13 protein-coding genes are annotated in these 12,125 nt (G+C 66.5%); 6 read left to right on the forward strand and 7 right to left on the reverse strand.

From position 1 onward, the window contains the following. Positions 1-77 precede the first annotated feature (77 nt). From yidC to rpmH, 4 genes are read right to left on the reverse strand one after another with little or no spacing between them, the layout of a single operon-like run. Positions 78-1,292 carry a membrane protein insertase YidC gene (gene yidC, locus VFG33_RS33560; protein ID WP_414673003.1) on the reverse strand — a complete coding sequence of 405 codons (1,215 nt, stop codon included), beginning with the start codon at positions 1,290-1,292 and terminating at the stop codon, positions 78-80. Next, on the reverse strand, positions 1,293-1,604 hold the full coding sequence (gene yidD, locus VFG33_RS33565; RefSeq protein WP_325057027.1) for a membrane protein insertion efficiency factor YidD: 312 nt from the start codon (positions 1,602-1,604) through the stop codon (positions 1,293-1,295). Continuing rightward, positions 1,601-1,951: a ribonuclease P protein component gene (gene rnpA, locus VFG33_RS33570; protein ID WP_325057028.1), complete on the reverse strand. Its 351-nt coding sequence runs from the start codon at positions 1,949-1,951 to the stop codon at positions 1,601-1,603. The genes yidD and rnpA overlap by 4 nt, the downstream gene beginning before the upstream one ends. Before the next feature lie 37 nt (positions 1,952-1,988). Further along, on the reverse strand, positions 1,989-2,126 hold the full coding sequence (gene rpmH, locus VFG33_RS33575; protein WP_012924626.1) for a 50S ribosomal protein L34: 138 nt from the start codon (positions 2,124-2,126) through the stop codon (positions 1,989-1,991). A gap of 649 nt (positions 2,127-2,775) precedes the next feature. On the opposite strand from rpmH, the gene dnaA reads away from it, so the two are divergent. The 6 genes from dnaA (at position 2,776) to VFG33_RS33605 (ending at position 10,248) form a co-directional block, all read left to right on the forward strand. Then, positions 2,776-4,353: a chromosomal replication initiator protein DnaA gene (gene dnaA, locus VFG33_RS33580; protein WP_325057029.1), complete on the forward strand. Its 1,578-nt coding sequence runs from the start codon at positions 2,776-2,778 to the stop codon at positions 4,351-4,353. A gap of 509 nt (positions 4,354-4,862) precedes the next feature. Continuing rightward, positions 4,863-6,008, forward strand: a complete 1,146-nt coding sequence (gene dnaN, locus VFG33_RS33585; protein WP_325057030.1) for a DNA polymerase III subunit beta — start codon at positions 4,863-4,865, stop codon at positions 6,006-6,008. A 60-nt stretch (positions 6,009-6,068) separates the two neighbouring features. Further along, positions 6,069-6,986, forward strand: coding sequence for a phosphogluconate dehydrogenase (NAD(+)-dependent, decarboxylating) (gene gnd, locus VFG33_RS33590; protein ID WP_325057031.1), 918 nt, complete (start codon positions 6,069-6,071; stop codon positions 6,984-6,986). A gap of 1 nt (position 6,987) precedes the next feature. Next, positions 6,988-8,130: a DNA replication/repair protein RecF gene (gene recF, locus VFG33_RS33595; RefSeq protein ID WP_325057032.1), complete on the forward strand. Its 1,143-nt coding sequence runs from the start codon at positions 6,988-6,990 to the stop codon at positions 8,128-8,130. Further along, positions 8,123-8,821, forward strand: a complete 699-nt coding sequence (locus VFG33_RS33600) for a DciA family protein (RefSeq protein WP_325057033.1) — start codon at positions 8,123-8,125, stop codon at positions 8,819-8,821. The genes recF and VFG33_RS33600 overlap by 8 nt, the downstream gene beginning before the upstream one ends. 77 nt (positions 8,822-8,898) lie before the next feature. Beyond that, positions 8,899-10,248 (forward strand): hypothetical protein, encoded by a 1,350-nt coding sequence (locus VFG33_RS33605; RefSeq protein WP_325057034.1) that lies wholly within the window; start codon positions 8,899-8,901, stop codon positions 10,246-10,248. Here the strand turns inward: VFG33_RS33605 and VFG33_RS33610 are convergent. The 3 genes from VFG33_RS33610 to VFG33_RS33620 are packed head-to-tail and all read right to left on the reverse strand — an operon-like array spanning position 10,238 to position 12,020. After that, complete coding sequence (locus VFG33_RS33610) at positions 10,238-10,795, reverse strand: hypothetical protein (protein WP_325057035.1); 558 nt, start codon at positions 10,793-10,795, stop codon at positions 10,238-10,240. The two genes, VFG33_RS33605 and VFG33_RS33610, sit on opposite strands and share 11 nt — an antisense overlap. After that, entirely contained in the window at positions 10,792-11,403 is a 612-nt protein-coding gene (locus tag VFG33_RS33615; RefSeq protein WP_325057036.1) for a hypothetical protein, read from the reverse strand. The genes VFG33_RS33610 and VFG33_RS33615 overlap by 4 nt, the downstream gene beginning before the upstream one ends. Then, complete coding sequence (locus VFG33_RS33620; RefSeq protein WP_325057037.1) at positions 11,400-12,020, reverse strand: hypothetical protein; 621 nt, start codon at positions 12,018-12,020, stop codon at positions 11,400-11,402. Before VFG33_RS33620 ends, VFG33_RS33615 begins: the two co-directional genes overlap by 4 nt. Positions 12,021-12,125: the final 105 nt, after the last annotated feature.

A 12,125-nucleotide genomic window follows, 5' to 3' on the forward strand; every position in this document is an offset into this window, starting at 1 on the left:
ATCCGCCCCACGGGGACCCAGGTCTTACAGAGCACAGGAAAGCGGCAGAGCCGGTGGCGTCCGGCCGACTGCCGGACCTACGAGCGGCCGCCGCCGGACTTCTTCTGCGCGGCCTTCTGCTGGGCGGTCCGCTGGGCCCGCGACTTCGCGGCCGGCTGACGCTTCGCACCCGTCGTCTTCTTGGCTGCGGGAGCCTTCTTCGCGGGCGTCGCCTGCTGGCCGTTGCTCGATGCCTTCTGCTCCGTCTTGCCCTCGCTCGCGGCGGGGGTCGAGTCCGTGGCACCACCCGCGGCGGCTCCACCCGTCCTCCGGTTGCTCCGCGACTGACGCTTCGGCTGCTGCCGGTTCGCGGGACGCCGGTCCGAACCGGACTCGTCCGTGTCGCCGTCGGCGGTCACCAGACCGTCATCGGCCGGCCGTCCAGCACGCTTGTTGTGCTCGCGCTTGCGAGTTTCCATCGCGTCGAACGCCGGGGTGCCGGGTGCCGGGTTGCGGCGGATCACGTAGAACTGCTGGCCCATCGTCCACAGGTTCGAGACGAACCAGTAGATCAGCACACCGATCGGGAAGTTGAAGCCACCGATCAGGAAGAAGACCGGGAAGACGTAGAGCATGATCTTCTGCATCTGCGCCGCCTGGCCCTCGAGGGCCTCCTTCGGCATGTTCTTGCGCATCAGCTGCAGCTGGGTGGTGAACATCGTCGCCGTCATCAGGATGATCAGGACGATCGCGACGACCTTGACGTTGTTCTCGCCCGGGCCGTTCGCCTTCAGGAAGGTCTGCGAGATCTCCGCACCGAAGATCTTCGCGTGCTGCAGCGACTGGACGTGCGGGTCCATGATGCTGCTGTGCGTCTTGCCCTTCGACGCGTAGTCGAGCACGCGGAACAGGGCCAGGAAGATCGGCGACTGGAGCAGCAGCGGCAGGCACGAGGAGAACGGGTTGGTGCCCGTCTCCTTGTACAGCTTCATCATTTCCTGACCGAGCTTCTCCCGGTCATGGCCGTACTTCTTCTGCAGTTCCTTCATCTTCGGCTGCAGCAACTGCATGTTCCGGCTGGACCGGATCTGCCGCACGAAGAGCGGGATCAGCAGGGTCCGGATGACGATGGTCAGGCCGGCGATCGAGAGCGCCCAGGCCCACCCGCTGTCCGGGTCGAACACCTGTGACAGCAGCCAGTGCCATCCCACCAGCAGCGCCGACACCGCCCAGTACAGCGGAGTCATCACGGCGTTGAAAACGTCTACGATCCCGTCCCACAACGCAAGTTCGGGGATGGCCAGAAGATTCACTCAAGCACCTCGCTGCACAGGCCCGGCGTCGACGGACGATCCGGGCTGGTTGGCGGAAACGGAGTCTCCGCGCTGGTCGACATCTGTGGGTGGAACGGGGTCGTAGCCGCCGGGGTTCCACGGGTGGCAGCGGACGAGTCTCCTCGCCGCCAGCCAGCTACCGCGCACCGCGCCGTGGCGTTCGACCGCTTCCAGAGCGTAAGCGGAACAACTGGGGTAGAACCGGCACACCTGCCCGTACATCGGGCTGACGAACTTCCGGTACAGCTTCAGAAAACCGATGATCCCGTACTTGACGGGCGCGATCTTCATCGTGGCTCCAGCACGCGCCGCAGCGCGCCGCCGACCTCGGTGGCCAAGTCGTCGAACGACGACGAGGCCGACGCCGGCAAAGCCCGCACGACGGTCAAACTGCCGGGCGGTAGTTCGGAGAGCCGCGCAGCCATCACAGCGCGCAGGCGGCGGTGGACACGGTTCCGCAGAACCGCATTGCCCACCGCCTTGTTCACCACGAATCCGACACGAGCGGGCTCGGTCCCATCGGCGCCGGACCGCGACAGCATGTGCACGACCACCGCATGCCGACCGGCCCGTCGTCCGGAGCGGACGGCGAGTCGGAAGTCGTCGGACCGGCGGAGCCGGTTCGACGCGGGTAGCACGAGGTCGTCACCGTCGGAGGACTGTCAGCCCGACGGCTCAGGCCGCCAGGCGCTGACGGCCCTTGCCACGACGGGACGCGAGGATGGCGCGACCCGCACGGGTGCGCATCCGAAGACGGAAGCCGTGCTTCTTGTGCCGACGACGGTTGTTCGGCTGGAACGTCCGCTTGCTCACTGGAATGACTCCGGTTACTCGAGATCACGTTTGTCGACAAATCCACTGATAGATCTGCCGCTTGGCGCAGGTCCTGCACACCGCTGTAAGAAACCCAGTCAACTAGCCGCCGACAAACATGGTCCCGCAGGGAGCGCAGCACGAAACGGCCGGCTCAACACCGACCGATCCACGGTACGTGGCCGCCTGTGGACAGGTCAAACCAGCCGTCCCCATAGTTTTCCACAGGTCTGTGGAAGAAACACGTGCGGAACCCAGTGTCGAGTCGTCGTCACACCCTGACGTCTTGGCTACCGAGCGCGACTCCCGAACCACGACTACCCTCCGGCGTCTACCCGACACGCCGGAGGTTGCCCCCAATTTGGCATCCATAGCCTGTGGATGACGGCTTGAAGCGGTGCGGCCGGACTTGTTAGCGTCAGCCCTTCACGTCAGAGGTCCCACACCCCGAAACCGGTAACCAACCAGCTCCACGCTTCGTTCACAACTGTGGACAACGATGTGGACAATGAGGAAACCCGGCTGAGGAGAACAGCAACTGCGATGTGTGGCCGCCGGCTGCACGCAGGGTGTCGGGTCGAAAGGTCGCGCTGACCGGGGGAACCCGGGAAGCACCGGCCACCGCAGCGATGGATTCGGGGAGCAACGCGTGGTCGAGGACCAGTCCGCCAATGCAGGAATCAAGGCCGAAGTGAAGGACTTGGACGAAGCCTGGACCCGGGTCCTCGCCGGACTGCCACCCAACCAGCGGGCCTGGCTGACGAATTCCCGTCCGGTCACCCTGCACGAGAGCACGGCGATCGTCGCGGTTCCGGACGACTTCACCCGTGGCCAGCTCGAGACCCGGCTCCGCCCCGATCTGGAGCGGATCCTCACCGAGAGCTTCGGTCGCGACATCCGCATCGCGGTGACGGTCGACCCGTCACTCGACCCGGAACTCCGAGAACCAGCCGCGCCGGCCCAACCCGCGGTACAGGAATCCGCGCTGCAGCAGCCGGCGCAGGGCCTGCACGGGATGCAACCGCACCAGGGGATGCAGCCGAACCACGGCCTTCAGCAGAACCATGGACTCCAGCAGAACCAGCCGCCCCAGTCGGCGCTGTCCGCGCCCGACGCCATCGGTCAGCCGCTCGCCTCGGTCGCGCCGCCACCGAACGGGTCCGCCCGGCCGGCCACCGAGGCCCAGGGTGAAGCCCGGCTCAACCCGAAGTACACCTTCGAGACTTTCGTCATCGGCAGCTCGAACCGGTTCGCGCACGCCGCGGCCGTCGCGGTCGCCGAGGCACCGGGCAAGGCCTACAACCCGCAGCTGATCTACGGCGACTCGGGACTCGGCAAGACCCACCTGCTGCACGCGATCGGTCACTACGTCCGCAGTCTCTACACCGGGGCCCGGGTCCGATACGTGTCGAGCGAAGAGTTCACCAACGACTTCATCAACGCGATCCGGGACGACAAGGCCTCGCAGTTCCAGCGCCGGTACCGCGATGTCGACGTGCTGCTGATCGACGACATCCAGTTCCTGGAAGGCAAGATCCAGACCCAGGAAGAGTTCTTCCACACCTTCAACACGCTGCACAACGCGAACAAGCAGATCGTGATCAGCTCCGACCGGGCACCGAAACGCCTCGAGGCGCTGGAGGACCGGCTGCGGAACAGGTTCGAGTGGGGCCTGATCACCGACATCCAGCCGCCCGACCTCGAGACCCGGATCGCGATCCTGCGGAAGAAGGCCGCCACCGAGCGACTGACCGCGCCGCCCGAGGTGCTGGAGTTCATCGCGTCGAAGGTGCAGACGAACATCCGTGAGCTCGAGGGTGCGCTGATCCGGGTCACCGCGTTCGCCAGCCTGAACCGGCAGCCGGTCGACCTGAGCCTGGCCGAGATCGTGCTGAAGGACCTGATCCCGGAAGGCAGCAAGCCGGAGGTGACGGCCAGCATGATCATGGGCCAGACCGCCTCGTACTTCGGGTTGTCGATCGACGACCTCTGTGGTTCCAGCCGGAGCCGGGTGCTGGTGACGGCCCGGCAGATCGCGATGTACCTGTGCCGCGAGCTGACCGATCTGTCGCTGCCGAAGATCGGCCAGCAGTTCGGCGGCCGCGACCACACCACCGTGATGCACGCCGAACGCAAGATCCGGCAACTGATGTCGGAGCGCCGCAGCGTCTTCAACCAGGTGACCGAACTGACCAACCGGATCAAGCACCAGGCCAAGCAGCAATGACCCCGCGGACCGCGTCGAAGAAGCCTGTACGCCGAGCGCTACGACACGGTCACGCGAACCACACAGGCTGGGGAAAGTCCTGTGGATAACTGTGGGTATCTCGGTGGACACTCGGGCCCGGCCTGTGGATTCGCTGTGTGGATCGCGAGCCTCGTCACCAGGCGTCCCAAGACCGGCCGATTTTCGTCCACACCTGGTCCCCAGGGTGAAAGGGCGTCTGACCTGCGATCTCACCGCTTTTCCACAGTATCCACCGGTGCGAAGAACCCTATGGAATCTGTAGAGAGTTCCCAGTCCACAAAAGGTTCTGGCCACCCAACCTGGGGACAACTCGACTTTCGGCCCCTTCCGGAGCACTGTCAGAGGGACCTGTCAGGCTGTCCTCGGTGGCACTCGAACGGCCGCTACGCGACCCGCCCGAACCGCCATGTCAAGCCCGGTTGGCGCACATCACATCTGTCCGTGGCAGGATCTGCCTGGCACACAGCCGAATCAGGAGGCACCCAGCGGTGAAGTTTCGCGTCGAGCGCGACGTACTGGCCGAGTCGGTGGCCTGGGCCGCGCGCAGCTTGCCCAGTCGTCCCAGCGTCCCGATCCTTGCGGGACTTCTCGTCGAAGCGGAGGAAGGACAGATCACCCTGTCCGGCTTCGACTACGAGACCTCCGTCCGCGTCACCGTGCCCGCCCAGGTGGCGGACACCGGGAAGTGCCTGATCTCCGGCCGGCTGGTCGCCGACATCTCGAAGAGCCTGCCGAACCAGCCCGTGGACTTCGCTGTGGACGGCTCGAAGGCGCAGGTCACCTGCGGCACTTCGCGGTTCACGCTCCAAACGCTTCCCACAGAGGAATATCCGGCTTTGCCGGACCTGCCGGCCGCCAGCGGGACCGTCCGCAGTGACGTTTTCGCTCAGGCCGTCAGCCAGGTCGTCACCGCGGCCGGCCGTGAGGACACCCTCCCGGTCCTGACCGGCGTCCGGGTCGAGATCGAGGGTTCGACGATCTCGCTGCTCGCGACCGACCGCTACCGGTTGGCGATTCGTGAGCTCCAATGGAACCCGCAATCCCCAGATGCCTCTGCTGCTGCCCTTATCCCGGCCAGAGTGCTGTCCGAAACCGCGAAAGCGATGACCGGGACCGACATCATCGTCTCCCTGGCAACGCCTGGCAGCGGTGACGGCATCGTCGGCTTCGAGGGCGAGGTGTCCGGCGGCAACCGCCGTGCCACCACCCGGCTGCTCGACGGCGAGTTCCCGAAGGTCCGCGGCATCATCCCGACGGATTCCGCCATCGCCACCCGGGTCCGGCTCGACACCGCGACCCTGGTCGAGGCCGTCAAGCGTGTCGCCCTAGTGGCCGAGCGGAACGCGCCGGTCCGGCTGACGTTCTCGGAGGACTCGGTCACGCTCGACGCGGGCAGCGGCGACGAGGCCCAGGCGTCGGAGTCGATCGAGGCTCGCGTCGTCGGGGAACCCGTGACGGTGGGGTTCAACCCGACGTACCTGCTGGACGGCCTGAACGCGATTGGAACATCCGTGGCGCATCTCGCGTTCACCCAGGCGACGAAGCCGGCCGAGCTGACCGGTGTGAAGGACTTCGACGGCGAGCCGATCACTGAGTTCCGGTACGTGCTGATGCCGGTCCGCCTGAACAGCTGACCGTCCCCGGGACTGGGGCGGTCGGAACCGGGATAAGCCAACAGAACAAGGGGATTCACGATGGAGCTCGGCCTTGTCGGTCTCGGCAAGATGGGCGGCAACATGCGCGAGCGGCTGCGCAACGCGGGTCTGACCGTCATCGGTTTCGACCACAACCAGGCCATCTCGGACGCCAAGGATCTGGCCGACATGGTCGCCCAACTGACGGCGACCGACCAGCCGAAGGTTGTCTGGGTGATGGTGCCGGTGCAGGCGATCGATCCGGTCGTGACCGAGCTCGCCGAACTGCTGTCCGAGGGTGACATCGTGATCGACGGCGGCAACAGCCGCTGGACCGACGACACCCGGCGGGCCGCTCAGCTGGCGGAGAAGGGCATCCGCTTCGTCGACTGCGGAGTTTCCGGCGGCGTCTGGGGCCTCGAGAACGGCTACGCGCTGATGTGCGGCGGGGAGACCGAGACGGTCCAGACCCTGATGCCGATCTTCAACGCTCTCAAGCCCGAGGGCGAGTTCGGATTCGTGCACTCCGGCAAGGTCGGCGCCGGGCACTTCAGCAAGATGGTCCACAACGGCATCGAGTACGCGATCATGCAGGCCTATGCCGAGGGCTACGAACTACTCGAGGCCGCGGACATGGTCGAGAACGTGACCGAGACGTTCGACTCGTGGCGCGAGGGCACCGTGATCCGGTCGTGGCTGCTCGACCTGATGGTGAACGCGCTTGAGGAGGACCCGCACCTGTCCAAGATCCGCGGCTACGCCGACGACTCGGGCGAGGGTCGGTGGACCGTCGAGGCGGCGATCGACCTCGCGGTCCCGGTGCCGGCCATCGCCGCCTCGCTGTTCGCGCGGTTCGCCTCGCGGCAGGAGGACTCCCCCGCGATGAAGGCGATCGCCGCGATGCGGAACCAGTTCGGCGGCCACGCGGTGAAGGGTGCCGAGGACCCGTCGTACGCGACGCCTCCGATCAAGCACTGAGGTGTATGTCACCGCCCTGGGACTCGTCGACTTCCGGTCGTACCAGCAGGCGGAGGTCCAGCTCACCCCAGGCGTGACCTCTTTCGTCGGACCGAACGGCCACGGCAAGACCAACCTGGTCGAGGCGATCCACTACACCGCGACGCTCGGCTCGCACCGGGTGGCGAACGATGCACCACTGGTGCGGGCCGGCGCCGCCCGGGCGATCGTGCGCACCGAGGTCAAATCCGACCACGAGCGCGATCTGGTGATCGAGCTTGAAATCAATCCTGGGAGGGCAAATCGGGCCCGGGTGAACCGTGCGCCGGTTCCTCGGCCGCGGGAAGTGCTCGGACTGCTCCGGACGGTGCTCTTCGCACCGGAGGATCTCGCCCTGGTGAAGGGCGATCCGTCCGAACGCCGCCGTTTCCTGGACGAGTTGCTCACCCTTCGGACACCCCGGCTGGCCGGCGTCCGGCAGGACTACGACCGCATCCTGAAGCAGCGCAACTCCCTGCTGAAGAGTGCCTCGATGGCCCGTCGGCAGAACCGCTCGGGCGGCTCGGTCGAGGGACAGCTCCGCACCCTCGAGGTGTGGGACTCGCACCTGGTCCGGGCCGGCTCCGAACTCCTCGCCGCCCGGCTCGAGTTGCTGGAATCCCTGCGTCCGTTGGTCTCCGGCTCGTACGACACTGTTGCCCGAGGCAAGGGTGATGCCCGGCTCGAGTACAAGTCGTCGGTGCCGTTGGAGCCAGGAGTCGTGTCGAGGGACCAGCTTGCCGAGGTGCTGTTGAGCGCAGTACAGGAGCGGCGGTCGGACGAGCTCGAGCGCGGGGTCTCGCTGGTCGGGCCGCATCGCGACGATGTCGTGCTCGGACTGGGGGACTTGCCTGCGAAGGGGTATGCGAGTCACGGTGAGTCCTGGTCGTTCGCGCTCGCGCTGCGGCTGGCGTCGTACGAGTTGCTGAGGGCGGACGGGGGTGAGCCGGTGTTGATCCTGGACGACGTGTTCGCCGAACTCGACTCGCAACGGCGTAACCGGCTGGCTGAGCTCGTGGCGCCGGCGGAGCAGGTCCTGGTGACCGCGGCGGTCGGGGCCGACGTACCGGATGAGCTGCGCGGAGCCCGGTTCGACGTCGGAGACGGAACGGTACGGCGTGCCTGAGGACGGGGATCTCCGTCCGGACGCGGACCTGCTCGGCGGGTTCGGCAGGCGGCCTGTGCCGGATCGGCCCGAGCCGGAACCCCGCGCCGAGCCCTCCAGAACCGAGCCGAAACCCCGGAATTCCTCTGAGAGCGGCTCTGAGAGCGATGGCGCGAACGATGCGCCGGAGCAGTTGAGCGCTCCCGAGCACGACAAACAGGGGCTGGATCTGGCGAAGTCGTTGGCCGGCCGCCTGAAGGGAATGGCGGCCGTAAATGGACCGGTCAAACCGGCTCGGAAATCGCGATGGCGCCGGTCCGCTGGTTCGCAGGTCAGCGGCGCCCGCCCCGACGACCGCGATCCCCAACTGCTGACGTCGACCGTGGGCCGGCTGATGCGCGACCAGGGGTGGGAGGTCGACGTCGCGGTGCACGGCGTGATGGCCCGCTGGCCCGCGATCGTCGGCCCCGAGATGGCCGAGCACTGCAAGCCGGAGAGCTACACCGACACCGAGCTCACCGTCCGCACCGACTCCACCGCCTGGGCCACCCAACTCCGCCTGCTCGCCCCAGACCTGGTACGCCGCCTGAACGCCGAACTCGGCGACGGCACTGTCACCCGGGTCAACGTCCAAGGGCCCAACGCCCCCAGTTGGCGCAAAGGCCCCCGCACAGTCCGAGGCGGCCGAGGCCCCCGAGACACCTACGGCTGACCTAGGTCCAGGTCTGTTGAGATCAGTGGCTGATCGGCTTGTGGTTTGGCCCGGAGACTCCCCTAGGATCGGGCCCGATGCGTACGCTCGTCGAGGGATTCAGTGAGGCTGTCCGGCTGATCGCGGACACGTTCCGGCTGTGGTGGCGGAACCTGTTGCCGTTGGTCACCTGGTTCGTAGCCGGCTATCTCGGCTTCCGTGTCTCCATCCTGGCCGCGATCTGGCTCGGCGAGCATCAGCACCGCAGTCTGGGCATCGGCCTGTTCTCAGCAGGCGTGCTGCTCCAGATGGTCGTCCTGGTCGCGATGATCCGGATGCTGGCCGGCTCGCTCTACCGCTGGCGTGACGCCGCGACGGACGAGACGACGGAGACGATCGATCCCACTCAGCAACGACTGCTGGAACTGCTCTCGATCACGCTGCTGCCGATCGTCGCCGTCTACTCCGCCTGGGGATTCCTCGACGAACGGATCAAGGCGCTGGGACTGGAGTACACCGCCGTCAACGGGATCGGCGGAGACTTCATCCTCCAGGTGAACAACGGGACCTGGAAGGACTTCCTGCCGGCCATCGTGATCCTGCTGGTGGTCCGGCGGGTGGTGGAGGCGATCGACGACCGCTGGCCGAGCCGGCCGGCGAAGTTCATCCAGGTGTGGAGCGAGGCCTTCTTCCTGCTGCTGGCCCTGATCATCACGCCGATCGTGATCGACAAGATCACCGGCTGGTTCAAGGACCGCCGGTTCTGGCTCGGGCTGAGCGACCGGTGGCAGGCCGTCTCCGACTGGTTCTCCGGCATCCACATCCCGGTGCCGGCCGGCATCGAGTGGTTGTGGGGCGTCTTCTGGGAGACCCTCTGGCCGTTGTTCAAGGACGGCGTCGGCGAGCCGCTGACCTGGCTGGCGATCACCACTGTCGTCTTCGGGCACCGGGCACTGTCCGCGGGGGCGCTGCTGAAGGGAACCCGGTTCGAGCGGAGCCTCAGTGCGCAGGCCCAGAGCTCCCAGGCCGGACGGGTCGCAGCGATCGCCGGCCGCGCTCCGGACCTGGTACTGGGCGGGCTGAAGGAGAAGTTCTACCCGACGCTGAACGCATTCCGCCTGCTCGTCGGCGTCGGTCCGGTCTATCTGGGTGTCGTCTGCATGGTCTACACGGCCTTCACCCTGGCGGACAACTGGACCTTCATCTTCGTGCAGCGCTTGATCGGTGACCCGCAGCAATCGCTCTTCGACTCGACGGCGGCCAACCTGACGACCCTGATCGTGGAGACCGTCTTCGAGACCTTCCGGGTGGCTCTGCTCGCGGCGGCCTTCGACCAGTGCATCTCTGTCGGCCGCGCCGTCCGCGCCGAGGCCGCCGCCCAGACCACGCAGACCACGCAGACCGCGGAGGCCGGCGAAACCGGTGAGCTGGCCCCGGTCAAAGGCTGATCAGAACCCGCTTCTCCGGGTTGAGCGTCCCGATGGTCGGCGTGATCAGACCGACCAGCCGCGGCACGGACTTGGACGGTACGACGAACACCTTCATCACCTTGGTCGCCTTCCCCCGGGTCAAAGGGTGGTCCTCGTCGGAGCAACCGGTCGGAAGGGTCAGCCCGTAGACCGAGTCCGCCTCTTTCCAGATGTTGTCCTCGTCGTCCATCAACTGGGTGTCGCAGAGGAAACCGTCGTTCTTCATGGCCACCCCGTCGAGCGGTTTGATCTCCATCATCGCGACCACGATCGAGGCGCCGGCCGGGACGTTGACATCGACCTTCTTGCCTTCGGTGTCCGCGAGTTGGGTGTAGACGCGGAGCGACTCGAGCTTCCACTCGATGTCGCCGACCTCGACCGGTCCCCTGCTGACCACCTCGGTGATCGTGGTCTCCTTCTTCTTCTCCGCCGCATCGAGAGCCGGTTGGACAATGGACCACACGGCAGCTGCCACCAACGCGATCAGGACGGCGATCCTGGCCGCCAGATTCGTAGCCCTGGTCATGAAGTCACCCGCAGTTGTGGACGCGGCACGAGGTACTCCTGCCCGGTCGCCGTCGAAGCCTTGGCGACCAGGTCGGCCGCGACGTCTTCGGAGGGGATCCCGAGATCGATGGCGTAGTTGGTGGTGAAGTAGCTGATGAACTGCATCGGCGTGACCCGCAACGTCAGGCCGGCCAGGTCCGCGGGGTTGACCTCGAAGACGGCGGCCTGACTCTCGGTGAAGCCGGGAGCGGGCGCGGTGGCGCTGGTGGCGCTGGGGCTGCTGAAGGGTTCGTAGGTGGCTCCGCCGTCAGTCTCGAGACTGAGGTCACCGATCGTCTCCGGGAGATGCCTGCCGGCGACCTCGAACTCGACGGCGACGAAAACCCCTTCCGTGGTGAGGACTTCATCCGGATCGTCGGACTCGCTCTGCAGTACCTTCTGGGCGAACTTGACCCGGGTGACGGTCAGGGTGAAGTCCTTGCCGGTGAGCGGAGCGCCGATGCTGCCCCGGACGAGTTGCCGGCTCGAATCGTCCAGCACCTCAGCCGGATCGGCGAGCCGGAGGATGCCGCCGAGCAGGACGAAGACGACACCGACGATGACGGTGGTCGGGCGATAGATCTTCACGGCTGCTTCTCAGTCTCCACGGTCGCTGTCATCTGAACCACGACCAGTGCGTCCCCCTGCAGCCACACCGGATCGTCCCCGGACACGAGTGAACTCTCGGCTTCGTACGCCTGCCCGATCACGCCGATCTTGACGTGGGTGTCGGTGTAGTCCGGAGCCACGTCGTACTCCGCCGTGCACTCGACCCTGGGCAGTCCGTAGACCAGGTCGTAGCCGAACTCGTTCTTGCAGCGGATGCTCGCCTCCAGCGGTTCGCCGTCGCCGACGACCAGCAGCATGTCCCGGCCGCTGATGGGGGCGCTGGCATGGGTCTCCTCGTCGGTGTTCAGCGCATCGATGCTGACCACCACCTTCGCCTCGGCCTTCTGGTACTCCGACTTCGGCGTGCGGACGATCTTCGCCGACTTGATCCCGTACTCGAACCGCGAAGCGTCCACCGAGTACGGCGCGTCGACGGTGTCCACAGCGGCGCCGGTGCGCTTCTTCCAGCCGCCGAACACGAGGATCACCAGGGCCAGGATGACCACGACGGCGAGGGCGATGAGCCATTTGCGGCGGTGTCGATGGATCACCCGATCGGCGATCATGGCGTCGATGACGTCGTCCAGGCTTTCCACCCGGCTGATCCTAAGGGCCGCCGGGTGCGGGGCACCGGGTCTCGCCGATCAGACTGTCAGTGGCAATCCGATCAGAAGCCACTGAGGGGCCGTGAGCGCTTTCCG

Source organism: Kribbella sp. (genome assembly GCF_035687465.1).
Lineage (GTDB): Bacteria > Actinomycetota > Actinomycetes > Propionibacteriales > Kribbellaceae > Kribbella.

Bases quoted from the DNA above. Each gene is read 5' to 3' on its own strand.
- yidD (WP_325057027.1), bottom strand. From the start codon at position 1,604: ATGAAGATCGCGCCCGTCAAGTACGGGATCATCGGTTTTCTGAAGCTG.
- gnd (WP_325057031.1), top strand. From the start codon at position 6,069: ATGGAGCTCGGCCTTGTCGGTCTCGGCAAGATGGGCGGCAACATGCGC.
- VFG33_RS33605 (WP_325057034.1), top strand. From the start codon at position 8,899: ATGCGTACGCTCGTCGAGGGATTCAGTGAGGCTGTCCGGCTGATCGCG.
- VFG33_RS33610 (WP_325057035.1), bottom strand. From the start codon at position 10,795: ATGACCAGGGCTACGAATCTGGCGGCCAGGATCGCCGTCCTGATCGCG.